Raw genomic sequence first — 24,006 nt, 5'->3', positions numbered from 1 at the left:
TGGAGCGTCGATGAGGAGGTGCTTCCTGTGGAAAGGCTGCATCACAGCCGTTAATATATCGTTTCTTGCTAATATAATGGGCTTCGCAGAAGCCGCTCTGCACAGGCCGGGCGGCGCCCGACGCCGTGGGGTTCACTGAACACACGGCCCCAAGGACGCGAAAGCAGGATCTCTTTTCATCGGTCACGCCGGCATGACCTGCGTCCATTTGCTGGCAGCCTTGCGAGGAAATCCTGCAGCGAGGCACGCCACCAATCTTGCTCGCCGCGCAGATATTTGACACCGGCGGTTAGGCCAGGCTTGACCAGGTTGAGTCGCGGGCCCTGGTTTCCCTACGTTCCCTGCCCTTCAGCACGCTTGATGTTGGCTGACCGACCGTTTCGGCTTCGGCTTCGGCTTCGGCTTCGGCTTGATTTCCTCTATCCGGACCTTGTCACCGATCTCCTTGGCCAGGTCGAAGGCTTTGGCTTTGTCGTTCGTTGACAGCACCGTGCGCCAATGCGGCTTCTCGAACACGCTGACGATGTAGGTTGTCATGGGTTTGTTCCTGCCGTTCGACACTCCATTATCTGCGTATTTGCTAAATTAGACAACGCTACTAGATAGCGTTCCACCGACCCGCGGAGGCGCCGTGGTGACCGACCTGTTGATGAGGATGACGTTCCAAAATCCAGCGGCGGCATCGTGAAAGACGGCGTGTGCCCCAGGCAAGCGATCACGAAGCGGTGACGGCCGTAACGAAGGCTCGGCAGGCTGCGAAGATTGGACGTGAGCGCCGCGCAAAGCATTTGCGGCGCCATCGGCCGCAGCTTCGGCGCGGATCTGCCAATCTTTCAAGGAATCCACGATCATGTTGAATAGACGTACTTTCTCCACCGCGCTTTTCGCCGGGGTGGCCACGAGCATACTGGCCGGCTCCGGCAAGACGCGGGCCCAGACGGAGCCCAAGGTTCGCAATGTCGTCCTGGTCCATGGCGCCTATGCGGATGGCTCGTGCTGGTCAGGGGTGGTTGGCCTGCTGCAGCAGGCTGGCTTCAACGCAACCGTCGTCCAGCACCCGCTGACCACGCTGGAGGCGGGCGTCGAGGCGACGCGCCGTGCGATCGCGCTCCAGGATGGTCCGACGATACTTGTCGGACACTCCTTTGCCGGCATGATCGTCACCGAGGCCGGGATGGATCCAAAGGTTTCCTCGCTCGTCTATGTCGCGGCGCGCGCTCCGGATGCGGGCGAAGATTACACGGCGCTTGCGAAGACTTTTGCAGCACCCCCCGCCTCCGCCGGCCTTGTCTGGACCGCAGGCTACGGCAAGCTCAGCGAAGAGGCTTTCCTGCGGGATTTCGCCGGCGGAATTCCTCGCGAGAAGGCGCGCATCCTCTATGCCGTCCAGGGGCCGATTTCGGACAGGCTTTTCACCGGAAAGACGACGCAGGCGGCCTGGCGCTCGAAGCCAAGCTGGTATGCCGTCTCGACCGAGGATCGCACGATCAACCCGGATCTCGAGCGCTTCATGGCAAAGCGCATGAACGCAAAGACCATCGAGGTGAAGGCAAGCCATTTGTCGCTGATCTCCCACCCGCATGAGATCGCCCAGCTGATCTCGCAGGCCGCCGGGCAGCTCGGCTAGCGAGGTTGGCTGGGTCTGGGGCGGCATGGAACTCAACCCTCAACAGACCGACCAAGGCCAGGGCGCCACGACATGGGCCGCTTGCAACCGAGACGGCCCGTGCCCGGTTCGTATCGGAAAAGGCGCAAGCGCCCCCGAGAAGACGTGCTTGCACGCGGATGGCCGCCGCGCGATGCTGGCGCGGAGGTGGAGGGAATCATGCGAAACATTCTGATGTCAGGGCTGCTGCTGGCGGCCGCATTCTCCACAAGCCCCGCCCATGCGCTGGACAGCAGCGGCACGCCCGTCGTCGTGACGCCACTGGCATCACGCACGACAACCGCTTCCGGTCAGCCGATCACGCTGCCGCAGAAAAACGTGCAGGTCCTGGTCTCGACTTTTGACATCGCGCCGGGTGCGACCTTGCCGGTCCACAGACACCCCTTCCCGCGCTACGCCTATGTCCAGGCCGGGACGCTGAAGGTCACCAATGTCGAGACCGGCAACAGCAACACCTACAAGACCGGGGATTTCATCATCGAAATGATCGGCCAGTGGCATCAGGCCACCAACATCGGCGACGGTCCGGTCAAGCTGCTGGTGATCGATCAGGTCGAGGAAGGCGCCAAGAATACGGAGTTGCGCCAGTAGCGGCCAAGGCCGATATCCGCGCCCCAATGGCCGAGGGTGCACGCCGTGCGTCACCGCACCGTCGCGCACAACCATCCGCCCCCGGGGCTCATCCCCAAGCACCGGCCATCTGCCGTGTCGTGGCGTTGAGCCGGTTGAAGGCGTTGATCAGCGCGATCTGGATGACCAGGGCGGCAAGAGCCTTTTCGTCATAGTGTCGGGCGGCTTCGTCCCAGACTTCGTCCGGCACCGCATCGGGCCGGTCGGCGAGCCGTGTGCCGGCCTCGGCCAGCGCCAGGGCCGCGCGTTCGGCATCGGTGAAGTACGGCGTCTCCCGCCATGCCGCCAGCGCAAAGATGCGCTCGTCTCTTTCGCCGGCCTTCTTCAGCTCGCGTGCATGCATGTCGACGCAGAGTGCACAGTTGTTGATCTGGCTGGCGCGCAGATGGATGAGCTTGCGCGTCACATAGGGCAATTCGGCCGCCTCGGTCGACTTGTCCAGCGCCAGCAGCGCCTGCAGCGCGCCGGGAATGATCACAACCGGATTCTTGATTCTTGCTTGCATGATCTTCTCCTTTGAAGTGTGTCGTCGGGCGTGTCTTGCCAAGCCCGGATGGCCGCGCATCCAGGTCTTTTGAGTTCGGCTAGCGAAATCAATAACCATTTGATTATTGATTAATCCATAACCCAATGGTTATTAGACTGTCAAGCAGGGAAAATTCGCCTGGCCCAAATGGCGGCGCGCTGTTCACGCTTTCGCGCCAACCGGCCTGATGCTAGGGCTGCGGCGACATCATCGATTGGATCGCCCCTTGACCAGAGAAACTCGCCTGCCGCTGATCGAAATCTGTGTCGAAGGCATTGACGGCTTGCTGGCCGCGCAGGCCGCCGGCGCGGATCGGGTCGAACTGTGCGCCAGCCTCGTTGAAGGCGGCATCACGCCGAGCCTCGGCACGGTACGCGCCGCCCTCGACCAGGCGACCGTGCCCTTTCACGTCATGGTGCGGCCGCGCGGCGGCGATTTTCTCTACAGCGACAGCGAATACGCCTCGATGCTCGCCGACGTCGCAGCACTGCGCGACCTCGGCGTGCCCGGCGTGGTGTTTGGCTGCCTGGACGCCGACGGCACCATCGACGAGGCGCGCATGGGTGAGTTGACGCAGGCTGCCGGCTCCTTGAACGTCACCTGCCACCGCGCCTTCGACATGACGCGCGACCCCGCCGAGGCGCTCGAAGCGCTGATCCGCAGCAAGGTCGGCCGTGTGCTGACCAGCGGCCAGCGCGATACGGCGGTCGAGGGCACAGCATTGTTGGCCGATCTGGTGCGGCAGGCCGGCGACCGCATCATCATCCTCGGCTGTGGCGGGCTTGATCTCGGCAACATCGCCGAGGTGCGCAGACAAACCGGCTTGTCCGAAATGCATTTCGCCGCCCTCAAGGACGTGCCGAGCGCCATGGATTACCGCAACCCGCATGTCGGCATGGGCGGCTCCGACCTCGACCGCGAATACCGCAACACCTTGACCGACACGGATCTCGTGGCGGCCACCATTGCGGCTGCGAAGGCATGAGCGCGACCCCTGCCCCGATCAGCCGTGTATCGGCCGAGGAAGAAGCAGCGATCCTGGCGCTCAACAACGAGCACGCGGCCGAACTGTCGTGGCTGGAGCCTGAACGGCTGTCCTTCCTGCTCCGCGAGGCATTTTACGCGCGCCGCATCGGCGATCTCGAAGCCTTCATCATGACCTTCGACCAGGATGCCAATTACGACAGCCCGAATTTCGTCTGGTTCCGCGAACGCTACCCCCGCTTCGTCTATGTCGACCGGGTCGTCGTGGCGGCACAAGCGCGCGGCCGTGGCCATGCCCGCCGGCTCTACCAGGATTTGTTCGGCCATGTTCAGCGCGCCGGCCATACGCTGGTCACCTGCGAGGTCAACATGGACCCGCCGAACCCTGCCTCGGACGCGTTCCACGCCGCGCTCGGTTTCGTCGAGGCCGGCGATGCGGTGATCCACGGCGGCAAGAAGGCGGTGCGCTACTACATCAGACGGATTTCCGTCTGATACGTCAGGCGATCTCCGCCTGACCCGCTGGCGCTGGCCACACAAAGAAGCCTTCGCCTGGAAACATCGCTGGACAACACCGCGCGGTGAAGCCGGTCTCCGACGGTATCTGCTCACGAAAAAGGGCCGATCGGCCTAACCGCGAAATCCAGTCCGCGGCCGCGACCTTTCCGGCGCCTTTGGATTATCCTGCGGGCAAGACGGCGGGATTCACCAGTTGCGGTTAAGCCATTCGCGCGCCGGCCGCTCGATGATGTAGTAGCTGCAGAACGCGCAGACAAAGACCCCGGCCAGCATCGGGATCGGCGCGCTGCCTTGCTCATAGACGAATTTGTAGAACGGCTGCTGCCACAGATAGAGCGAGTACGACCACAGCCCGAGCGTTGCCATCGGCCAGGACGACAGCAATCCGGTCAGATAGCGCGGGCTGAAATCGAGCGCGTTGACGGCCAGCGCCAGCAGCGGCACCGCGAAGAGATAGTGGATTGGTGTCGGCACCCGATCGAGGAAAAGCACTACGGCGCAGATCGATGCCGCGAGCGCCACATGCTTGCCCCCGAGCACCGCCGGCAGCCGGCCGTCGGCCTTGAGCAGGCAGATCGAAGCCGACAGCAGGATCGACGCGATATGCACATCGGTGCGCCAGTAGGTGGCTTCGTAGTCCATCCCCACGACCCAGTACGAGACAGCGCCGTTGGCCATGGCAAGCAAGGCCAGCGCCAGCAGCAGCACGACGACGCGGGAGCGGCTTGAGACGACGACGCTGATCAGCGCCAGGATGATGTAGGCGTGCTCCTCGATGCAAAGCGACCAGATATGGTCGAGCGCGCCTGCCCGCGTAACGAGGATGCCGGCATAATTGTAGGTGAATGTCAGCGCGGTCAGCGCCGCCTTCCATTTGAAGGCGATGAATGTGCCGGAGAGCGCAATCATCGCGACGACCACGAAGACCAGAAGTGCGGGATAGATTCGGGAGAAGCGGCGCTTGAAGAATTTCTTCAGCGGGTAGCGCTCGATGAACAGGATCTCGCCCATCAGCCGGCCGCTGAGCACGAAGAAGAATTCTACGCCCAGCACGCCCAGATTGATTCCGGGAACGGGAAAAAAATGGCCGATCAGCACCAGGGCGATCGACAGCCCGCGCCAGCCATCGAGATAGGCCAGTCTTGTCCTGGCCGCTCTCTCGGCGGTCGATCGGGGCAGAACCATGCTGGTCGCGGAAATTTCGGACATGCCGATCCCTTCGCATTGGACATGCGAAAGGGCATGGCGGTACACGCTCCAACCCCGTTCGCATTCCCGCCCGACCACATATTGCAGTGCGAGATAAATTTGTGCAAGTGCGAGATTGCCGCCGAAGCAGGTCCAAGGAAAGCATGTGCCGGAATTGCCTCAAGCAAAAAATGGTGATGGCAATTCCTTCAGGGACTGGACCGTTGCGGGTTGTCGCACGTGAAAAAGGGGCCGCTATGGCCCCTTTCCTTGCCCGCGACTGATGGTGTCAGGCGGTGGCGGCCGCCACGGCACGCTTTGCCATCACTACGATCAGATTGGCGCGGTAGTCCGCCGAGGCGTGGATGTCGGTCATAAGATTCTTCGCCGGCACCTTCACGCCTTCGAGCGCCGAGGCGGCGAAATTCTTGGCCAATGCCGCCTCGATCTCCTTCGAGCGGAAGACGCCGTCGTCGCCAGCGCCGGTGACGGCAACGCTGACGCCGTCCTTGCCCTTGGCCACGAACACGCCGACGATCGCATAGCGCGATGCCGGATTGCGGAATTTTTCATAGGCCGCCTTGGCGGGCGCCGTGAAGCTGACCGCGGTAACGATCTCGCCTTCCTTCAGCGACGTCTCGAACAGGCCCTTGAAGAACTTGTCGGCAGCGATCTGGCGCCTGTTGGTAACGATGGTGGCACCCAGTGCCAGCAGCGCCGCCGGATAGTCGGCCGCCGGATCGTTGTTGGCGATCGAGCCGCCGATCGTCCCCCGGTGGCGCACCGCCGGATCGCCGATCAGCGACGCCAGATGGGCAAGCGCCGGACAGGCCTTCCTCAGCTTCTCGTCCCTGGCGACCTCAAAATGCGTGGTGGCGGCACCGATGGTGACCGTCTTGCCCGACACCTTGACCCCCTGCAACTCCTTGATCTTCGACAGGTCGACAAGGTCCGAGGGCGCGGCGAGCCGTGTCTTCATCGCCGGGATCAGCGTCATGCCGCCCGAGAGCAGCTTGGCGTCACCCGTCTTGACCAGCTTGGCGGCATCAGCGAGCGAGGCGGCGCGGTGGTAATTGACCGAATACATGCTCGTTCCTCCTCAGTGTTTCGTCGCGGCGCGGATTGCCGCCCACACGGTGGACGGCGATGCCGGCATGGCCAGATCGTTGCTGCCGATGGCATCGGTGATGGCGTTGATCACCGCCGGCGGCGAGCCGATGGCGCCGGCCTCGCCGCAGCCCTTGATGCCGAGCGGATTGCCCGGGCATGGCGTGTTCGAGGTCGAAACCTTGAACGACGGTAGGTCGCCGGCGCGCGGCATGGTGTAGTCCATGTAGCTGGCGGTCAGCAACTGGCCGCTGTTGTCGTAATGGGCGCCTTCCAGCAGCGCCTGGCCGATGCCTTGCGCCAGTCCGCCATGCACCTGGCCCTCGACGATCATCGGGTTGATGATGTTGCCGAAATCATCGGCGGCGACGAACTGGATGATCTCGGTCATACCGGTTTCCGGGTCGACCTCGACCTCGCAGATGTAGCAGCCGGCCGGGAAGGTGAAGTTCGACGGATCGTAGAAGGCCGTCTCCTTCAGCCCGGGCTCCATGCCGCCCGGCAGATTGTGGGCGGTGTAGGCGGCGAGCGCCATCTGGAACCACGGCACGTTCTTGTCGGTGCCGGCCACTTTCAGCGCGCCGTTCTCGATGATGATGTCGCCTTCGTCGGCCTCGAGCAGGTGCGCGGCGATCTTCTTGGCCTTGGCCTCGACCTTGTCGAGCGCCTTGACGATGGCCGACATGCCGACCGCGCCCGAGCGCGAGCCATAGGTGCCCATGCCCATCTGCACCTTGTCGGTGTCGCCATGGACGATGGAGACGGAATCGAGCGGCACGCCGAAGCGCTCGTTGACCAGTTGCGCGAAGGTCGTCTCATGGCCCTGGCCGTGGCTGTGCGAGCCGGTCAGCACCTCGATCGTGCCGACGGCGTTGACGCGCACTTCCGCCGATTCCCACAAGCCGACACCGGCGCCAAGACTGCCGACAGCCGCCGACGGAGCGATGCCGCAGGCCTCGATGTAGCAGCTCATGCCGATGCCGCGCAGCAGCCCCTTCTTGGCGGCGGCGGCCTTGCGCTTGGCAAAGCCGGCATAGTCCGACGCCTTCATCGCCGCGTCGAGCGAAGCGGCATAGTCGCCGGCGTCGTAGCACATGATGACCGGCGTCTGGTGCGGGAACGAGGTGATGAAGTTCTTGCGGCGCAACTCTGCGGGTGAGACGCCGAACTGGCGCGCGGCCGTCTCCATCATGCGTTCCATGACGAAGGTTGCTTCCGGCCGCCCTGCCCCGCGATAGGCATCGACGGGTGCGGTGTTGGTGTAGATCGCCTTCACATTGGCGTGGATGGCGGGGATGTTGTACTGGCCCGACAGCAGCGTCGCGTAGAGGTAGGTCGGCGTCGCCGACGAGAACAGCGACATGTAGGCGCCGAGATTGGCCTTGGTTTCGACCTTCAGGCCAAGGATCCTGTGATCGTTGTCGAAGGCCATTTCGGCATGGGTGTGATGGTCGCGGCCATGCGCGTCGGTGAGAAAACTCTCGGTGCGGTCGGCCACCCATTTGACCGGCACGCCGGTCTTCTTCGACGCCCACAGGCAGACGATCTCTTCGGGATAGATGTAGATCTTCGAGCCGAAGCCGCCGCCGACATCGGGCGCGATGACGCGCAGCTTGTTTTCCGGCGCGACATTGTAGAAGGCGCTCATCACCAGCCGCGCGACATGCGGGTTCTGCGACGTCGTCCAGCAGGTATAGTGGTCCTCGGCCTTGTCGTAATGGCCAAGAGCCGCGCGCGGCTCCATGGCGTTGGGCACCAGGCGATTGTTGACGATATCCATCTTGACGACATGGGCCGCCTTCTTGAACGCCGCCGCCGTCTCGTCTGCGTTGCCGATGTCCCAGTCGAAGATCAGGTTGTTGTCGGCCTCGGGGTGGACCTGCGGCGCGCCCTTGTCCATCGCCTTCGAGGCATCGACGACGGCCTTCAGCTCTTTGTACGTGATCTCGACCGCCTCGGCGGCGTCGCGCGCCTGGCCCTTGGTCTCGGCCACGACGATGACGACGGCATCGCCGACATATCGGACCCGGTCGAACGCGAGCGGCGACCACGCCCCCATCTTCATCGGCGAACCATCCTTGGAGTGGATCATCCAGCCGCAGATGAGGTTGCCGATGCCGTCGGCCTTGAGTTCCTTGCCGGTCAGCACGCCGATGACGCCTGGCATGGCTTGAGCCTTCTTGACGTCGATCTTCTTGATCTGCGCATGCGCGTGCGGGCTGCGCACGAAGGCCGCGTGCTTCATGCCGGGAACCACCATGTCGTCGACATAACGGCCGGCGCCGGTGATGAATCTTTTGTCTTCCTTGCGCGCGACCCGAGCGCCAACACCTTCAATGCCCATCAGAAATTCCTCCCGAATGCTGAGATAGCGAATAGTGAGCAGCGACTAGCGAGTAGTGAAGGTGAGTTGGCGTTTGGTCAGACTGCTGACTATTCGCTACTCCCTATTCGCTACTCACTTCCCTCTCACGCCGCTTGCCTGGCTTTGCTCTTCGACCCCTTGGACATCGTCTTCGATGCGGCGAGGATCGCCTTGACGATGTTGTGGTAGCCGGTGCAGCGGCAGATGTTGCCTTCGAGCTCGGCGCGCACCGTGGCCTCGTCGAGGCCTTCGGGGTGGCGGTTGATCATGTCGGTCGCCGTCATGATCATGCCCGGCGTGCAGAAGCCGCACTGCAGCCCGTGATGTTCCTTGAAGGCGGCCTGCACCGGATGCAGATCTGCGCCATTGGCCAGGCCCTCGATCGTCACCACGGTCGAGCCCGAAGCCTGCACCGCGAGCATCGAGCAGGATTTGACCGCCTTGCCGTCGACATGGACGACGCAGGCACCGCATTGCGAGGTGTCGCAACCGACATGCGTTCCGGTAAGACCGAGATTCTCCCGAAGGAAGTGAACCAGAAGTGTTCGGTCCTCGGCAACGCCGCTGACCCGCTTTCCGTTCACCATCAACGAAACGTCCGACATGGTCCCTCCCTGGGTATCAACCTTGGTCATCACGCTGCCGACGCGGTGTTGGCGCCTCGGCCACGCGTTAGTCGTACACCGCACAACGGACAAAAAACAGCACGTCTAAAACTCGGCACATTGTACTTTCGGTCATGGCCGAGCCCAAACGTGCGGCCCCTGTCGCCCCATTGCCAAACCATGGATTGAGGACAACAATGTTGTCCGACGCCCGCGCGCCCGACGCGCATAAAACAGCGTCGGAGGAAATGCGGAGAACGCCGCTGGCCAGTTCACGGACGCGCTATGCATGCGGCCTGTCGGCGCTCACCACTGACGAGCCCGACATGGACGCGTTCGCCACGGCTATCGCGCTGGAAGCCGCGGCAATCGACGCCGGCTTTGCCCTGCTGTTCTTTTCCCAGAGCCTGGTCGAGGCCGACGCTCTTTCCCGGGCGCTCATGACCCACGCGCCTGCGCTCCACCACGCGGGCTGCTCGACCGCCGGCGAGATCACGCCCCAGGGCCTCGAGGACGGCCACGTGCTCGCCATGCTGCTTCCCTCCACCGCGTTCACCGCGGTCAGCGTAATGGTCGACAACCTGTCCTCGTCGGGCATGGACAGGATCACCAGCGAGGTCGAGGCTTTGCGGCGGTCGCTGCGCGCGCGCCTGGGCTATGACCGCACCAAAGGCACGTTCGCGCTCTGCTTCATCGACGGGCTTTCCTATGCCGAGGAAGCAGTGAGTTCGGCCATCCACTGGGGCCTCGACGACATACCGCTGCTCGGCGGGTCGGCCGGCGACGATTTGAAATTCGAGACGACGCGCCTGATCTGGAACGGCAAGGTCACCTCCGACAGCGCCATTATCGTGCTGGTCGCCACCGAAATTCCCTTCCATGTCTTCAAGACCGACAATTTCGTTCCCACCGATGAAAAGCTGGTGGTGACGGCGTCCGATCCCGATCACCGCATCGTGCGCGAGTTCAACGCCACCAATGCGGCGGAGGAATATGCCGCGTCCGTCGGCATCATCCCGCAGACGCTGACGCCGCTGAGTTTTGCCTCGCACCCGGTGGTGGTGAAGGTGGGTGGCGAATATTATTGCCGGTCGATCCAGAAGATGCACCCCGATGGCTCGCTGTCGTTCTTCTGCGCCATAGACGACGGCGTCGTGCTGTCGATCGCTCAGCCCAAGGACATGGTCGAATCGACGCGCGCCGCCCTTCGTGACGTCGAGGAGCGGCTCGGCGGCATCGACATGATCCTCGGCTTCGACTGCGTGCTGCGCCGGCTGGATGCGCGCAACCGCCAGGTCTTTCGCGACATCTCGGAGCTCTACCGGGTCAACAACGTCATCGGCTTCGGCACCTATGGCGAACAGTACCGGTCGATGCATTTGAACCAGACTTTTACCGGCATCGCCTTTGGCGAACGACAGGCGGCCGAATAAGATGCCGCTCAGGGACATAAACGATCTTGAAAAGCTGAAGAAGATCAACGCCGCACTGGTCAGCCGCGTCGAGCGCTCGATGGACCAGCAGGGCAATGCCTTCTCGCTGTTCCAGACCGCGATTTCGCTGGAAAATCGGGTGCGCACGCGCACCGAGGAACTGCACTCGACCTTGCGCCGGCTGGAACAATCCAACATCGACCTCAGCGCCGCCAAGGAAAACGCCGAACTGGCGAACCTGTCCAAGACCCGCTTCCTCGCCGCCGCCAGCCACGACGTGCTGCAGCCGCTGAATGCCGCCCACCTCTCGGTTTCGGCGCTCGCCGAAGTGCAGACCAGCGAAGAGGGCCGGAAGCTGGTGCGGCAGGTCGAGCGCTCGCTGGAGACGATGGAGGACCTGTTGCACACGCTGCTCGACATCTCCAAGCTCGATGCCGGCGTGGTGCAGCCCGACATCGGCGACGTCAGCCTGGAGGTGCTGTTCTCGTCGCTGCGCTCGGATTTCCAGCCGGTGGCGGAACTGAAGGGCCTGTCGCTGAAATTCCGGCCGGTCAATGCCGTGGTCCGCTCCGACCGCACGCTGTTGCGCCGCATCCTGCAGAACATTCTCTCCAATGCGCTGGGCTATACCCGCTCGGGTGGCGTGCTGGTCGGCACCAGGCATCGCGGCGACACCATCCGCATCGATGTCGCCGATACCGGCTGCGGCATTCCCGACGACCAGCGCGAAGCGGTGTTCGAGGAGTTCCACCGCGGCACCTCGTCGGCCAATGCAGAGCTGGACGGCGGCGGTCTCGGGCTCGGGCTTGCCATCGTGCGCCGCATGGCGAGCGCCCTCGGCCATCCCGTGACATTTTCATCGAAGGTCGGGCGCGGCACGATTTTCCACATCGATGTTCCCGTCGGCATCGGCGCCCCGGCCGACGCCATCGCCAGCGGCGCCGACACGGAACGGCCGCGCGGCTACGGCCTGTTCGGCACCAAGGTGCTGCTGGTCGAGAACGATGCCGAGGTGCTGCAGGCGATGACCTTCCTGCTCGAACGCTGGCAATGCCTGGTGCGGGCCGCGACCTCGACCGACGATGCGCTGGACATGCTTGGCGACACCGACTGGGTCCCCGACATCGTCATTGCCGACCAGCATCTCGACGGCGGCGACCTCGGCACCGCCACCATCGCCGAGGTCCGCGACTATCTCGGCCGCGCCGTGCCGGCGCTGATCGTCACCGCCGACAGTTCCGAAGCCGTCGCCAAGGCGGCGCGCGCCGGCGGCATCGAACTGATGCGCAAGCCGCTGAAGCCGGCACAACTGCGCGCGCTGCTGGCGCATTTGTTGGCCTAGCCCCCACCCCGGGAACGATGAAGATGTATTGGCGAGTTGAAGACGATATCATGAATTATCGCCTCCTTGTTGATGATGGAAGCGACTATGGATCACAAGACTTCTTAAGGATGGAAGGTACAAGGACGATCGACCCAGGGAGACTGGGCTTTCGCTTTGACGACGAGCGGCCACTTCCTATAGGAGACTTCGTGCCGGCCTCTCACCTTGGGGTCTTGTTTGCAAAACGTGAAATATTCGATCTGTTTGGCTCGGCTATTTCGCGAGGTCGGCACACCTTCTACACGGCAAGAACCGAAAAGTACGACCTAGAGATATATGTTCCGATGGAAGAAGTATATAGCCTCGACTTCTTGAGATCGTCTTATGAAACGTTTGACGACGGAGATATAAGCCAAATTTAAGATTTGAAAGTGAGCGAAGGATTTTATACGGATTTCGACGTCTTTCGACTGAAAGATAACTTCGGCACGAGGTTTCACATAATTGTTTCTGAAAAATTCAAGGAGCTATTTGACTCTAAAGGATTGACAGGATTGCGTTTCACCAAAGTTTGATTTTGTGTAACAGGCAATTACAGTGACAGCGCACTGTTGCCATGATCACCCCGGCCTCTTAATTCGCAATTCAAGAGAATAATGCAAATGGCGGATCGCAAAATGCCACCAAAAAACCCTGAAGTAGAATATGTTGCGGCTGCCATCCTGCACCTTGGACAGCTTGAGAATGGAGACAGCAAAAGCTCGAATGCGGCGCATGACCGCCTAATTCGAGCGATAAGGGAGATTAGAAAACAAAACGATCGGGGGCGATTGTTTCTATTGGAGAACTTGAAGCATACCGAAGAGAACGTCAGGCTTTGGAGTGCATCGCACTTGCTTCCATTGGAGGAAAGGGCAGCCCTTGCTGAACTAAACAACCTTGCAAGAGACGCGAATTCCCGGGTTGTCAGTTCGAGCGCCGATGTGACTATCGCGGAGTGGAAAAAAGGCACATTGGATATTGATTGGTTCATGAAGGAGGAATTACGGTGACAGTGCACTTTTTCTATGTCCCTTCCTGCCTGTCAGCATGGGTAAACTGACCGCATGGCCCGCCTTGCCGTATCGTCGTTCCCGGTCTGCCGCACCACGTGACGCCACGACGCTCTATCCCGACGCCTCTGTCGAGATCAATCCGGCAACGCCGGGCGCGGAAATCTACACCCGCTATCCCCACCCCGATATCAAGGTTGTCAACGGCGTCAAATACTTCCTGCACCGCGATCACCTGGCCTCGGTGCGGATGGTCACCGATGCCACGGGCAACATCGTCGAGCAGACCAACTACGCCAGCTATGGCGAACGCCTCAACACCGGCTTCCAGACGCAGAAGAGCTACATCGGCGAGCGCTTCGACCCCGAGACGGGGCTGCTCTATCTCAATGCCAGATACATGGATCCGCTGCTGGGGCGGTTTATTTCGCCGGATGATTGGGATCCGACCAAGCCAGGCGTCGGCACAAACAGATACGCGTATGCGCAGAACGATCCGGTTAATAGGAGTGATCCGAATGGGCATGCGACAGGCATAGCCGGCAAGGCGGCTCAAGACAGAGCGGCAGCTGCCAAACAGGCGGAGATATCTCGCGAACAAGACAGACAAGCGGACAAATTGGCGTCAGCGCTACGGCAGGCCGACGGTGATCTCAGCGTCCTAAATGGCGTTTCGCCAGAAGTTGCCCGTAAGGCCGTGGGGAAATACAACCTTAGTAGATCAGGAAGAGCAGATACGGCCGACGGCGTTTTTGGATTGCTTCCTACGCCGGGGCTCGCTTTGAACGTCGCGAGGGCCGGTTTCTTCACTCGCGCAATTGCCGAAGCTTCGGATGTTTCAGTAGAAGTCACTCCTGTCGAGTGCCGCTACCGGCGCAGCGCAGAAGGTAGGGCCAGGCAAAGGCGCCGTATACGGTACCAGGGTGCATACAGCATTTGAAAATGAAGTCAAAGCACTTGCCGATCCCAAACTTTCTACTGAAGTGTCTTACAAAGCGGGCTTGCCGGTTCCACGCGGAACCCCTGGCTCGGTACGCGTGGATGTTGTAGAGGGTCCCATAGCAAACCCCGGCGCTGCGTACGACTTGAAAACAGGCAATGCTTCCTTAGATTTGAATAGGGTGAATCAAATCCAAAATAATATGCCATCTCTACCGAACGGCTCACCGGTTCCGGTAAAGGAGATACGACCATGAATAAAAGAGATTTTACCTCGATTTTTAAGAAAATATTACCTGGATTAACCGGATATTTAATCTACAATGGATTGGTTTATAAGGATCCAGTCGAAGACTTGCTGCTGGCCATCACATATGACAGCTCATCTCACGATAAGAACTCATTTTATATCAATTATTTCTTCATACCGCTCTTTGTTCCAACCGAATCTTTGCACTTTGCATTCGGAGATCGTGCCGTCCCCCGGCCGGGAGTAACCGGGTGGTATTATGGTATGCCAAACCTGATCGAAGAAATCAGGCTATCGTTGCTTGCGCAAGCGTTGCCGTTTCTGAATGACATCAAGTCACCCGGCGATGCTGCCCGTACATTGAAATCAAGGTCGCAAGACAACCCGCATATCCGGAGAGCGATCGCTTTCTGCGCGGCGCGGGAGGGCAATGTTGACGAAGCCGTGCGAGAACTCGACGCGCTCATCATAAGTATAAAAATCCGCACAAGTTGGGAATTGGAAATAAAAGAGACAGCGGTACTACTGAGAGACAAACTTATTCACAGGCAAATTGAAGCAGATGAGCAACTTGACTCTTGGAGAGAGAAGACTATTCGAAATTTAAAACTGGAGAAAATAGTTGATATTTGAATTGTGAACTACGGCGACCGTGCACTTTTTACCGTGTGCCCCGCCCGGCCATCGTCGCGAATTACGGTGACAGCACTGGACTGCACCCCGTAGGTGAGACACGACAATTTCTGTGACAGGTTATCCTGGAGGATGACCCATGGCAGACAGAATGACGTTCAGAACGTTTCCGACGGCATTTAAGCTGGCGGCGATCAAGCGGCTTGAGGCGGGGGAGTCCGTGTTGCCTTTGGCGCGCGTCGCCCAATCATCGTCGCGCCTTCCCTCTCCACAAGGGGAAGGCTAAAGCCTCAAAACCCAGCCTGATCCCGAAACAATTCCGCATTGTCCAGCTTCGACACCTCGATCACCGCCTGCGTGCGGCTGTAGACATTGAGCTTGCGCAGGATTTCGGAGACGTGCGCCTTGACCGTGGTCTCTCCCACCTGCAGCTCATAGGCGATCTGCTTGTTGAGCAGGCCCTGGCGCAGCATCTGCAGCACGCGCAGCTGTTGCGGCGTCAGCGTTGACAGGCGCTGCACCATGTCGGCGCGGTCGATGCTGTCGGCGTCGGGCGTGCGGCCTTCGTAGGTTTCCGGCACATAGATCGCGCCCTCCATCACCGAGCGTATGGCGGCGGCGAGATCACTCTTGCGCGCCGATTTCGGAATGAAGCCGGCGGCGCCATAGGACAGCGCTTCGGAAATGATCTTCGGCTCCTCATGGCCCGAGACGATGACCACCGGCAGGCGCGGATAGCGGGTCCTGAGCTGCAGCAGCCCGTCGAAGCCGTGCACGTCGGGCATGCTGAGGTCGAGCAGCGCCAGATCGAACGGCTTGGCGCCAGCCAGAAGATCGAGCGCCTCGGTGATCGAGCGCGCCTCCACCGTGTCGACTTCCGGATAGGCCATCTGCACGGCGCTGTGCAGCGCCTCGCGAAACAGCGGGTGGTCGTCGATGATCAGGAACCGGGCGCGATCGTGGATTGCGGTCATGGGGTTCATTTCGGTTCAGGGGCGATTAATGCATGTCGCCCAAAAAGTGGCCCCGGTTTTGGGTGAACGACATGCATGAGACAAAGACCTAAAGCGCGGCGCCTCAATCCGTTTCAAACGCGACGCGCTTTAGAATAACCTCGCGACCATGGCCAGATTATTGCCAAATAGTATATCGCCATCTCCGTCGGAAAGCGCCGCCGGCGCTTTCTCGATTGCTCGGCCATCCAAATCGGTCGAATGTTCCGGCAACCAAGCAGAGACCCACATGACAGAATTCGTTCTCCCCTCTCCCGCAACCTCTTCGGTGGCCGTTGCAGGTTCGCCCGCGCGTTTTGCGGTGCGCCGCATCTACTGCGTCGGCCGCAACTACGCCGCCCATATTCGCGAATTCGGCAATGACGAGCGCGATCCGCCCTTCTTCTTCACCAAGCCGGCCGACGCGGTGGTCGATTCCGGCTCGGCGATCCCCTACCCGCCGCTGACGGCCAATCTGCACCACGAAATCGAACTGGTTGCCGCGATCGGCAGACCGGGTTTTCGCATTGGTCGCGAACAGGCGCTTGATCATGTCTGGGGCTACGGCGTCGGCATCGACCTCACCCGCCGCGATCTGCAGGATGAAGCCAAGAAGATGGCGCGGCCGTGGGACTGGTCGAAGGCGTTCGACCGCTCCGCGCCTTGCGGCCCGCTGGTCCCCGCTCAGAAATCCGGCCACCCGCAAAAGGGCCGCATCTGGCTCGCCGTCAACGGCAAGGTCAGGCAGGACGCCGACCTCGCCGAGCTGATCTGGCCGATCGCCGATATCGTGTCGATCTGCAGCGAGGCGATGGAGCTGGAACCCGGCGACCTGATCTTCACCGGCACGCCGGCCGGCGTCGGCGCGGTCGGTCCGGGCGACACGATGACTGGCGGCATCGACGGCATCGGTACGATCGAAGTGACCATCGGCCAACCGAAGTGAGCGCATGAGCGGCATCGTCCTGCACAACTACTATCGCTCCTCCACCTCCTACCGGGTGCGGATTGCGCTGGAGATGAAGGGGCTGAGCTATGACTACGTCCCGCACCACCTGCGCCATGGCGAGCATCTGGAGCCTGCCTATCTCGCGGTCAATCCGCAGGGTCTGGTGCCGGCGCTGATCTGGAACGACGGCACGCTGCTGACGCAATCGCTGGCGATCATCGAATTCCTCGACGAGACCAGCCCCGAACCACCGCTGCTGCCGAACGACGCTCTTGGCCGGGCGCGGGTCAGGATGCTGGCGCAGATGATCGCCTGCGACATCCATCCGGTGAACAATCTGCGCGTGCTGACCTCGCTGCGCACCCTGTTCGGCGCCGGCGACCAGGACATCACCAACTGGTTCCGCCACTGGGTGAACGAAGGCTTTCAGCCGCTTGAAAAGATCCTGGCGTCCTCGGCCGAGACCGGAGAATTCTGCCATGGCAACACACCGGGCCTGGCCGACATCTGCCTGGCCGCGCAGGTCACCAACAATGCCCGCTTCGGCGTCGATATGACGCCATACCCGACGATCGCGCGCATCAACGCCGCCTGCATGGCGCTGCCGGCTTTCCAGAAGGCGGCACCTGAAAACCAGATCGATGCCGAGTAAGATTTCATTTGCCGACGCGTAGCGTCAGCGCCTAACGCGACCGGCCACCATGTCTGGCGGAATCGATTTCCGCTTGACCCGACAGGGAATCGGCTATCGTTTCCCGCGGGCCGTCTGAAGGGTGGAGTTGCCAAATGAAAGCCGTCGTCTTCGAGAAATTCGGCGAAGCGCCGACGATCCAGACCGTTCCCGATCCGAAACCGGCTGCCGATGGCGTCGTCATCAAGGTCGAGGCGACCGGGCTGTGCCGCAGCGACTGGCATGGCTGGATGGGCCATGACGACAGCATCCGCCTGCCGCACGTGCCGGGCCACGAACTGGCCGGCATCGTGGTAGCCGCCGGCAAGCAGGTGACCCGCTGGAAGGCCGGCGAACGCGTCACGGTGCCGTTCGCCGTCGGCTGCGGCCGCTGCTTCGAATGCTCATCGGGCAATCACCAGGTCTGCGAGCATCAGACGCAGCCTGGCTTCACCGGCTGGGGTTCGTTCGCCGAATATGTCGCCATCGAACACGCCGACACCAATCTCGTGCGCTTGCCCGACGAGATGGAATTCGCCACCGCCGCCAGCCTCGGCTGCCGCTTCGTCACTTCGTTTCGCGCCATTGTCGACCAGGGCCGGGTGACGCCGGGCGAATGGGTGGCGGTGCATGGCTGCGGCGGCGTCGGCCTGTCGGCGATCATGATTGCCAGCGCCATGGGCGCCAATGTCATCGCCATCGACCTCACCGACGAGAAGCTTGAGTTCGCCAAGAAGATCGGCGCGGTCGCCACCATCAACGCGTCGAAAACGCCGAATGTGGTCAAGGCGGTCAAGCAGATCACCAATGGCGGCGCGCATATGTCGATGGACGCGCTCGGCCACCCCACCACCTCGTTCAATTCGATCGCCAATCTGCGCCGGCGCGGCCGCCATGTGCAGGTCGGCCTGATGCTGGGCGAGCACGCCCGCCCGCAGGTGCCGATGGACAAGGTGATCGCCTTCGAGCTCGAAATCCTCGGCAGTCACGGCATGCAGGCCTATCGCTACCAGGCGATGATGGAGATGATCCGCAACGGCAAGCTCAAGCCCGAACTGCTGGTCGGCAAGAAGATCAGCCTCGACGAGGCGCCGGCCGCCTTGATGGCCATGGGCGGCTTCGAGGGCATCGGCATCGGCGTGGTGACGAAGTTCTAGAGGCAAGGCAGTCAGAGCCAACCCCTACCTCGCGAACTTCTTCGCCCCGAACACGCACGCCACCACGCCGAGCGTGACGACGACCATCAGCGAACTGACCTGTTCATGCAGCAGCGTCGCCGCTAGCGCGAGGCCGAAGAACGGCTGCAGCAGCTGCAACTGACCGACGGCCGCGATGCCGCCTTGCGCCAGGCCGCGATACCAGAAGACGAAGCCGATCAGCATGCTGAACAGCGAGACATAGGCCAGACCGATCCAGGCGTTGGAGCCGACGCTGGCAAAGGACGGCGGCTGCGTCGCAAAGGTCAGCGCCAGCATGATCGGCAGCGACAGCGTCAGCGCCCAGCAGATCACCTGCCAGCCGCCGAGCTTGCGTGACAGCGCCGCACCCTCGGCATAGCCCAGGCCGCAGGCGACGATGGCGGCGAGCATCAGACCATCGCCGACCGGCGAGGCGGTCACGCCTTGCATCAGAGCAAAACCCGCGACGAGCGCGCTGCCCACGCACGAAAACAGCCAGAACGCCGGGCGGGGACGATCGCCACCGCGCAGCACGCCGAAGATCGCGGTCGCCAGCGGCAGCAGACCGACGAAGATGATGGAATGGGCCGTGGTGACGTGCTTGAGCGCCAGAGCCGTCAGCAAGGGGAAGCCGACCACCACGCCAAGTGCGACGATCACCAGCGACAGCAGATCCCCGCGCTCCGGACGTTTCTGCCGGAACACCAGCAGCATTGCCAGGCCAAGCAGTCCGGCAATCGCCGCGCGCGCCGTCGTCAGAAAGATCGGATCGAAATCCATCACCGCCACACGCGTCGCCGGCAGCGAGCCGCTGAAGATCAACACGCCGATGAATCCGTTCACCCAGCCGCCCGCGGTCTTGTCCATTCCAGGCTCCATTTGTTTCGCCCTCTATCGGGCCGACGCCTATGGTGCAGCCAGAGACAATGGAGTACAATTTTACAAAACTGTAATGGTCAACTAGGCAGTACGGATGACGGAAGTCGCGCTGGAAACCGAAGACACGCTCACCCTGATCGAGAGCGTGATGGCGACCATCCGCCAGCGAATTGCCGCGCGCAGCCTGACGCCGGGAGCGCGACTGCCGTCGATCCGCGCCTTCGCCAAGTCCATGCAGGTGTCCAAATCCACCGTGGTCGAAGCCTATGAGCGGCTCGCCGCCGAAGGCGCGATCCGGTCCCGGCCGGGCTCGGGGTTTTATGCCGCCGGATCGCTGGCGCCGCTGTCTCTGGCCGAGATTGGCCCCCGGCTCGACCGCGCCGTCGATCCGCTCTGGATCTCGCGCCAGTCGCTGGAGACAGGCGATGACATCCTGAAACCCGGCTGCGGCTGGCTGCCGGCCTCCTGGATGCATCAGGCAGGGTTGCGCCGGGCATTGCGCACCGTGGCGCGTGCCGACGATGTCGCGCTTGCCGACTACGGCACGCCGCTCGGCCTGCCGCCGCTGCGGCAACTGCTTGCGCGGCGCATGGCGGAGCACGGCATCGAAGCCTCGCCAGAACAGATCATGCTGACGGAATCGGGCACGCAAGCCATCGACCTGCTGTGCCGCTTCCTGATCGAACCCGGCGACACGGTGCTGGTCGATGATCCCTGCTATTTCAATTTTCACGCCTTGCTGCGCGCCCACAGGGCCAAGGTCGTCAGCGTTCCCTACACGCCGTCGGGACCGGATATCGACCTGTTCGCGCAGGCGCTCACCGAGCACCGGCCGCGCCTCTACATCACCAATTCCGCCATCCACAATCCGACCGGCGCGATCCTGTCGCCAGTCACCGCGCACCGCCTGCTCAAGCTCGCCGATCAGTCGGAATTGACCATCGTCGAGGACGACATCTTTGCCGATTTCGAACATGCGCCCGCCCCCAGGCTGGCGGCGTTCGATGGCCTGAGCCGGGTCGTCCAGATCGGCAGCTTCTCCAAGACGCTGTCGGCGTCGGTCCGCTGCGGCTACATCGCGGCGCCCCGCGACTGGATCGAGCGCCTGACCGACCTCAAGATCGCCACCACCTTCGGCGGCGGCCGGCTTGCGGCCGAACTGGTGCTGACGCTGCTGAAGGACGGCAGCTACCGCAAGCATATGGATCTGCTGCGGGCGCGGCTTTCGCGCGCCATGGGCGAGACGAGTGCCCGCCTGAAGGCAATCGGCATCACGCCCTGGATCGACCAGCCGGCCGGCCTGTTCCTGTGGTGCGGCCTGCCGGATGGCGTCGATGCGGCCGAAGTCGCCCGCCGCGCCCTAGCCGACAACATCGTGCTGGCGCCCGGCAATGCGTTCAGCCTGTCCCAGACAGCCAGCCGCTTCCTGCGCTTCAACGTTGCCCAATGCGCCGACGAGCGGATTTTCAAGGTGCTTGAGGCGGCGATGGCGAATTGATTGCGCACGGTTGTCGGTCAGCGGGCCGCACAGACCTCCCGCACGCAGTCGCGCAACCAGCGCTGTGCCGGATCGGCATCGAGACGCGGGTGCCAAAGCATGGAGATGGTGACCTCCACAGTGGCAACCGGTAGTGGAAAGCTGTGCATGCCGGCGCGCGCGCCTTCCGTGTGCCGCTCGGGCACGCTGGCGATCAGGTCGGACGCGCGCGCCATGGCAAGCGTGGCCGAAAAGCCGGAAACCATGCACACGACTGTCCGCTGGAGTCCAAGCCGCTCCAGGGCTTCATCGATCGGCCCTTTCTCGCGGCCCCGCCGCGAAACACTGATGTGGCGGCCGGCCGCGTAGCGCTCGGGCGTCACGACGCCCTCGCTCAAGGGATGGCCAGTTCGAACGGCACCGATGAAGCGGTCGCGAAACAGCGCCTGGATGCGCATCTCTGGTCCGGTTTCACCGGCGACGCCGATTTCCAGGTCAATCGCCGCCTCGCGCAGCGACGTGACATCCTTGTCGAACTTCGGCGCGAAACGCAGCCGCACGCAAGGCGCCTCCGCTTCGATGCGGGCGACAAGGCGCGGCGCGAACTCCTCGACGAAGCTTTCATTGGTGCGCAGCGTGAACGTCCTGGCGAGGCCCGAGAGGTTGAGGAGCTTGGCTGGGCGCAGCAGTGCCTCCGCATCCTGAACGACGCGACCAGCCTGCTGCTGCAACTCCTGCGCACGCGGTGTCGGAACCAGGCCGCGACCGGCGCGAACCAGCAGCGGATCGCCAGTCGCCGCGCGCAGCCGCGCCAGCGTCCGGCTCATCGCCGAGGGGCTGAGACCAAGACGATTGGCGGCGCGCGCCACGCTGCCTTCCGACAGCAGGATGTCGAGAGCGACGAGCAAGTTGAGATCGGGTGATGCCATCGGCGGACCATAGCATGGGATATGGCGTTTGGCGCATGAATAACATGCAAATGCTGCGCCTTCCGCCATATCACCCGACAGACTAGATCTCCGACAGCTCCGCATCTGGAGCCGATGGAAGGAGATCGCCTTGGCAATCGCTGAGCAAAATCGGGACGAGCGCGTATCGGCGCCGCCACAGATCCAATCCGCCCGCTGGGCGCTGGCAAGCCTGTCGCTTGCCACGCTGCTGTCGTCGCTGGGAACCAGCATTGCCAGCGTCGGCCTGCCGTCGCTGATGCAGAATTTCGGCGCTTCGTTCCAGTCGGTGCAATGGGTCGTTCTCGCCTATCTCCTCGCCATCACCACACTGATCGTCAGCGCCGGACGGCTGGCCGACATGTTCGGGCGCCGGCCGTTGCTGCTTGGCGGCATCGCGTTGTTCACGCTGGCATCGGTGCTCTGCGGCCTGGCGCCGACACTCTGGCTGCTGATCGCCGCGCGGGCCGTGCAGGGGCTTGGCGCGGCGCTAATGATGGCGCTGACGCTGGCTTTTGTGGCCGAGACGGTAAGCAAGGCTAAAACCGGCAGCGCCATGGGCCTGCTCGGCGCCATGTCCGCGATCGGCACGACACTTGGTCCGTCGCTGGGCGGGTTCTTGATCGCGGGCTTCGGCTGGCAGGCGATCTTCCTCATCAATGTCCCGCTGGGTGTGCTGACCTTCGCTCTCGCCTGGCGTTCCTTGCCGGCCGACAGCAAGGCGCGGACTGATCGAGGCAAGTTCGACGCCGTGGGCACCGCCCTGCTGGCCCTGACGCTGGCCGCCTATGCGCTGGCCATGACACTTGGCAGAGGCAATTTCAGCGCGCTCAACATCGCCCTGCTGATAGCGGCCGGCATCGGCGCCGTTCTGTTCGCCGCTGCGCAGGCGAACGTGAAAACCCCCCTGATCCAGCTTGCCAGCTTCCGCGATCTCCAGCTGACCGCCAGCCTGGCCATGAGCCTCATCGTCGCCACCGTGATGATGGCGACCCTGGTGGTTGCCCCGTTCTATCTGTCGCGCGGGCTCGGGCTCGATGCCGCAACGGTCGGCCTCGTGCTGTCGACCGGCCCGCTCGTCTCGACCCTGTCGGCGCTGCTGGCCGGACGCCTGACCGATCGCTTCGGAGCCCACAGGATGATGGTCGCCGGCTTGGCCAGCCTCGCCACCGGCACGTTCCTGCTGTCGCTCGCCATGACGGGACTCGGCATTGCCAGCTATGTCGTTCCGATCACCGTCACCTGCATCGGCTACGCGCTGTTCCAGACGTCCAACAACGCAGCTGTCATGACCGGCGTCGGCGCTGGCGAGCGCGGCGTCGTCTCAGGCCTGCTCAACCTTTCGCGCAATCTCGGCCTCATCACCGGCGCATCGCTGATGGGTGCTATCTTCGCCGTCGCATCGGCCGGGGAACGGCAAGGCATTGGCCAGGACATCCTGAGTTCAGAGGCCGCCGCCCGCGGAATGCAGGTCACCTTTCAGACGGCAACGGCGCTGGCGCTGGTCGCGCTGTTTCTTGCGCTGCTCGCGGCCCGCGCCGCTGGCCGCGCGGAGTCCAGAGTTTCGTAACGCACGACCTGATTGGCTGCAGGCAATCGAAGCGTGATGTCCAGTTGGACGCTGCTCAGAGGTTGTTTCCAAATTCGCTCTGGCGAGTCATATGATGGTGGTTTCGAGAACCGTAGCGCAGCG

Annotated in this window: 24 protein-coding genes; 15 read left to right on the top strand and 9 right to left on the bottom strand. The window is 62.5% G+C overall.

Annotated features, from left to right (window positions below; genetic code table 11):
- Positions 1-348 precede the first annotated feature (348 nt).
- Complete coding sequence (locus tag AC1RZR_RS19220) at positions 349-537, bottom strand: hypothetical protein (RefSeq protein ID WP_481825614.1); 189 nt, start codon at positions 535-537, stop codon at positions 349-351.
- Between the two features lie 310 nt (positions 538-847).
- Here AC1RZR_RS19220 and AC1RZR_RS19215 point away from each other — a divergent pair, with 310 nt between their 5' ends.
- On the top strand, positions 848-1,627 hold the full coding sequence (locus AC1RZR_RS19215; RefSeq protein WP_481829082.1) for an alpha/beta hydrolase: 780 nt from the start codon (positions 848-850) through the stop codon (positions 1,625-1,627).
- Between the two features lie 198 nt (positions 1,628-1,825).
- Positions 1,826-2,257, top strand: coding sequence for a cupin domain-containing protein (locus tag AC1RZR_RS19210; RefSeq protein ID WP_477271870.1), 432 nt, complete (start codon positions 1,826-1,828; stop codon positions 2,255-2,257).
- An 88-nt stretch (positions 2,258-2,345) separates the two neighbouring features.
- Here AC1RZR_RS19210 and AC1RZR_RS19205 read toward each other — a convergent pair whose 3' ends face one another.
- A complete protein-coding gene (locus AC1RZR_RS19205) occupies positions 2,346-2,801 on the bottom strand; it encodes a carboxymuconolactone decarboxylase family protein (protein WP_477271872.1) in 456 nt (151 codons plus the stop codon).
- A gap of 208 nt (positions 2,802-3,009) precedes the next feature.
- Between AC1RZR_RS19205 and AC1RZR_RS19200 the strand changes: the two genes are divergently transcribed.
- Positions 3,010-3,807 carry a copper homeostasis protein CutC gene (locus AC1RZR_RS19200; protein ID WP_481825613.1) on the top strand — a complete coding sequence of 266 codons (798 nt, stop codon included), beginning with the start codon at positions 3,010-3,012 and terminating at the stop codon, positions 3,805-3,807.
- Positions 3,804-4,301, top strand: coding sequence for a GNAT family N-acetyltransferase (locus tag AC1RZR_RS19195; protein WP_481825612.1), 498 nt, complete (start codon positions 3,804-3,806; stop codon positions 4,299-4,301). The genes AC1RZR_RS19200 and AC1RZR_RS19195 overlap by 4 nt, the downstream gene beginning before the upstream one ends.
- Before the next feature lie 210 nt (positions 4,302-4,511).
- On the opposite strand, the gene AC1RZR_RS19190 is transcribed toward AC1RZR_RS19195, so the two are convergent.
- From AC1RZR_RS19190 to AC1RZR_RS19175, 4 genes are all read right to left on the bottom strand, one after another.
- Complete coding sequence (locus tag AC1RZR_RS19190) at positions 4,512-5,534, bottom strand: acyltransferase family protein (protein WP_481825611.1); 1,023 nt, start codon at positions 5,532-5,534, stop codon at positions 4,512-4,514.
- A 268-nt stretch (positions 5,535-5,802) separates the two neighbouring features.
- Positions 5,803-6,600, bottom strand: a complete 798-nt coding sequence (locus AC1RZR_RS19185) for an FAD binding domain-containing protein (RefSeq protein WP_481825610.1) — start codon at positions 6,598-6,600, stop codon at positions 5,803-5,805.
- Between the two features lie 12 nt (positions 6,601-6,612).
- Positions 6,613-8,964: a xanthine dehydrogenase family protein molybdopterin-binding subunit gene (locus tag AC1RZR_RS19180; protein ID WP_481825609.1), complete on the bottom strand. Its 2,352-nt coding sequence runs from the start codon at positions 8,962-8,964 to the stop codon at positions 6,613-6,615.
- Between the two features lie 125 nt (positions 8,965-9,089).
- Positions 9,090-9,590 (bottom strand): (2Fe-2S)-binding protein, encoded by a 501-nt coding sequence (locus AC1RZR_RS19175; RefSeq protein WP_477271884.1) that lies wholly within the window; start codon positions 9,588-9,590, stop codon positions 9,090-9,092.
- Positions 9,591-9,838: 248 nt separating this feature from the next.
- On the opposite strand from AC1RZR_RS19175, the gene AC1RZR_RS19170 reads away from it, so the two are divergent.
- From AC1RZR_RS19170 to AC1RZR_RS19145, 6 genes are all read left to right on the top strand, one after another.
- Positions 9,839-11,023: an FIST N-terminal domain-containing protein gene (locus AC1RZR_RS19170; RefSeq protein WP_481825608.1), complete on the top strand. Its 1,185-nt coding sequence runs from the start codon at positions 9,839-9,841 to the stop codon at positions 11,021-11,023.
- A gap of 1 nt (position 11,024) precedes the next feature.
- Positions 11,025-12,365, top strand: a complete 1,341-nt coding sequence (locus AC1RZR_RS19165; protein WP_481825607.1) for a hybrid sensor histidine kinase/response regulator — start codon at positions 11,025-11,027, stop codon at positions 12,363-12,365.
- 50 nt (positions 12,366-12,415) lie between these two features.
- Positions 12,416-12,769 (top strand): hypothetical protein, encoded by a 354-nt coding sequence (locus AC1RZR_RS19160; RefSeq protein ID WP_481825606.1) that lies wholly within the window; start codon positions 12,416-12,418, stop codon positions 12,767-12,769.
- 240 nt (positions 12,770-13,009) lie between these two features.
- Positions 13,010-13,399 (top strand): hypothetical protein, encoded by a 390-nt coding sequence (locus AC1RZR_RS19155; protein ID WP_481825605.1) that lies wholly within the window; start codon positions 13,010-13,012, stop codon positions 13,397-13,399.
- Between the two features lie 37 nt (positions 13,400-13,436).
- Positions 13,437-14,339 (top strand): RHS repeat-associated core domain-containing protein, encoded by a 903-nt coding sequence (locus AC1RZR_RS19150; RefSeq protein ID WP_481825604.1) that lies wholly within the window; start codon positions 13,437-13,439, stop codon positions 14,337-14,339.
- A 252-nt stretch (positions 14,340-14,591) separates the two neighbouring features.
- Complete coding sequence (locus AC1RZR_RS19145) at positions 14,592-15,221, top strand: hypothetical protein (RefSeq protein WP_481825603.1); 630 nt, start codon at positions 14,592-14,594, stop codon at positions 15,219-15,221.
- 290 nt (positions 15,222-15,511) lie between these two features.
- On the opposite strand, the gene AC1RZR_RS19140 is transcribed toward AC1RZR_RS19145, so the two are convergent.
- Complete coding sequence (locus AC1RZR_RS19140; protein WP_481825602.1) at positions 15,512-16,195, bottom strand: response regulator; 684 nt, start codon at positions 16,193-16,195, stop codon at positions 15,512-15,514.
- A 268-nt stretch (positions 16,196-16,463) separates the two neighbouring features.
- On the opposite strand from AC1RZR_RS19140, the gene AC1RZR_RS19135 reads away from it, so the two are divergent.
- The 3 genes from AC1RZR_RS19135 to AC1RZR_RS19125 all read left to right on the top strand — a co-directional run bounded on the left by AC1RZR_RS19135 (position 16,464) and on the right by AC1RZR_RS19125 (position 18,989).
- Positions 16,464-17,159: a fumarylacetoacetate hydrolase family protein gene (locus AC1RZR_RS19135; protein WP_481825601.1), complete on the top strand. Its 696-nt coding sequence runs from the start codon at positions 16,464-16,466 to the stop codon at positions 17,157-17,159.
- Positions 17,160-17,163: 4 nt separating this feature from the next.
- On the top strand, positions 17,164-17,814 hold the full coding sequence (gene maiA / locus AC1RZR_RS19130) for a maleylacetoacetate isomerase (protein ID WP_481825600.1): 651 nt from the start codon (positions 17,164-17,166) through the stop codon (positions 17,812-17,814).
- Between the two features lie 134 nt (positions 17,815-17,948).
- Entirely contained in the window at positions 17,949-18,989 is a 1,041-nt protein-coding gene (locus tag AC1RZR_RS19125; RefSeq protein WP_481825599.1) for a zinc-dependent alcohol dehydrogenase family protein, read from the top strand.
- A 24-nt stretch (positions 18,990-19,013) separates the two neighbouring features.
- Here the strand turns inward: AC1RZR_RS19125 and AC1RZR_RS19120 are convergent, their stop codons facing one another.
- Entirely contained in the window at positions 19,014-19,877 is an 864-nt protein-coding gene (locus AC1RZR_RS19120) for a DMT family transporter (protein ID WP_481825598.1), read from the bottom strand.
- A 106-nt stretch (positions 19,878-19,983) separates the two neighbouring features.
- Between AC1RZR_RS19120 and AC1RZR_RS19115 the strand changes: the two genes are divergently transcribed.
- Positions 19,984-21,387 (top strand): aminotransferase-like domain-containing protein, encoded by a 1,404-nt coding sequence (locus tag AC1RZR_RS19115; RefSeq protein ID WP_481825597.1) that lies wholly within the window; start codon positions 19,984-19,986, stop codon positions 21,385-21,387.
- A 17-nt stretch (positions 21,388-21,404) separates the two neighbouring features.
- Here AC1RZR_RS19115 and AC1RZR_RS19110 read toward each other — a convergent pair whose 3' ends face one another.
- On the bottom strand, positions 21,405-22,295 hold the full coding sequence (locus AC1RZR_RS19110; RefSeq protein ID WP_481825596.1) for a LysR family transcriptional regulator: 891 nt from the start codon (positions 22,293-22,295) through the stop codon (positions 21,405-21,407).
- Between the two features lie 130 nt (positions 22,296-22,425).
- Between AC1RZR_RS19110 and AC1RZR_RS19105 the strand changes: the two genes are divergently transcribed.
- Positions 22,426-23,883 carry an MFS transporter gene (locus tag AC1RZR_RS19105; RefSeq protein WP_481825595.1) on the top strand — a complete coding sequence of 486 codons (1,458 nt, stop codon included), beginning with the start codon at positions 22,426-22,428 and terminating at the stop codon, positions 23,881-23,883.
- Positions 23,884-24,006: the final 123 nt, after the last annotated feature.

It is taken from the genome of Mesorhizobium bavaricum, from assembly GCF_056781655.1.
This window is presented reverse-complemented; position numbering and strand designations above follow the sequence as displayed.

Excerpts from the sequence above, each read along its gene's own strand:
- AC1RZR_RS19205 (WP_477271872.1), bottom strand. The coding sequence starts at position 2,801 with ATGCAAGCAAGAATCAAGAATCCGGTTGTGATCATTCCCGGCGCGCTG.
- AC1RZR_RS19185 (WP_481825610.1), bottom strand. The coding sequence starts at position 6,600 with ATGTATTCGGTCAATTACCACCGCGCCGCCTCGCTCGCTGATGCCGCC.
- AC1RZR_RS19200 (WP_481825613.1), top strand. The coding sequence starts at position 3,010 with ATGCTAGGGCTGCGGCGACATCATCGATTGGATCGCCCCTTGACCAGA.
- AC1RZR_RS19165 (WP_481825607.1), top strand. The coding sequence starts at position 11,025 with ATGCCGCTCAGGGACATAAACGATCTTGAAAAGCTGAAGAAGATCAAC.
- AC1RZR_RS19220 (WP_481825614.1), bottom strand. The coding sequence starts at position 537 with ATGACAACCTACATCGTCAGCGTGTTCGAGAAGCCGCATTGGCGCACG.
- AC1RZR_RS19125 (WP_481825599.1), top strand. The coding sequence starts at position 17,949 with ATGAAAGCCGTCGTCTTCGAGAAATTCGGCGAAGCGCCGACGATCCAG.
- AC1RZR_RS19145 (WP_481825603.1), top strand. The coding sequence starts at position 14,592 with ATGAATAAAAGAGATTTTACCTCGATTTTTAAGAAAATATTACCTGGA.
- AC1RZR_RS19195 (WP_481825612.1), top strand. The coding sequence starts at position 3,804 with ATGAGCGCGACCCCTGCCCCGATCAGCCGTGTATCGGCCGAGGAAGAA.
- AC1RZR_RS19115 (WP_481825597.1), top strand. The coding sequence starts at position 19,984 with ATGACGGAAGTCGCGCTGGAAACCGAAGACACGCTCACCCTGATCGAG.
- AC1RZR_RS19160 (WP_481825606.1), top strand. The coding sequence starts at position 12,416 with ATGAATTATCGCCTCCTTGTTGATGATGGAAGCGACTATGGATCACAA.
- AC1RZR_RS19120 (WP_481825598.1), bottom strand. The coding sequence starts at position 19,877 with ATGGACAAGACCGCGGGCGGCTGGGTGAACGGATTCATCGGCGTGTTG.
- AC1RZR_RS19150 (WP_481825604.1), top strand. The coding sequence starts at position 13,437 with ATGGGTAAACTGACCGCATGGCCCGCCTTGCCGTATCGTCGTTCCCGG.
- AC1RZR_RS19190 (WP_481825611.1), bottom strand. The coding sequence starts at position 5,534 with ATGTCCGAAATTTCCGCGACCAGCATGGTTCTGCCCCGATCGACCGCC.
- AC1RZR_RS19175 (WP_477271884.1), bottom strand. The coding sequence starts at position 9,590 with ATGTCGGACGTTTCGTTGATGGTGAACGGAAAGCGGGTCAGCGGCGTT.
- AC1RZR_RS19180 (WP_481825609.1), bottom strand. The coding sequence starts at position 8,964 with ATGGGCATTGAAGGTGTTGGCGCTCGGGTCGCGCGCAAGGAAGACAAA.
- AC1RZR_RS19170 (WP_481825608.1), top strand. The coding sequence starts at position 9,839 with ATGCGGAGAACGCCGCTGGCCAGTTCACGGACGCGCTATGCATGCGGC.
- AC1RZR_RS19210 (WP_477271870.1), top strand. The coding sequence starts at position 1,826 with ATGCGAAACATTCTGATGTCAGGGCTGCTGCTGGCGGCCGCATTCTCC.
- maiA (WP_481825600.1), top strand. The coding sequence starts at position 17,164 with ATGAGCGGCATCGTCCTGCACAACTACTATCGCTCCTCCACCTCCTAC.
- AC1RZR_RS19155 (WP_481825605.1), top strand. The coding sequence starts at position 13,010 with ATGGCGGATCGCAAAATGCCACCAAAAAACCCTGAAGTAGAATATGTT.
- AC1RZR_RS19110 (WP_481825596.1), bottom strand. The coding sequence starts at position 22,295 with ATGGCATCACCCGATCTCAACTTGCTCGTCGCTCTCGACATCCTGCTG.
- AC1RZR_RS19135 (WP_481825601.1), top strand. The coding sequence starts at position 16,464 with ATGACAGAATTCGTTCTCCCCTCTCCCGCAACCTCTTCGGTGGCCGTT.
- AC1RZR_RS19140 (WP_481825602.1), bottom strand. The coding sequence starts at position 16,195 with ATGACCGCAATCCACGATCGCGCCCGGTTCCTGATCATCGACGACCAC.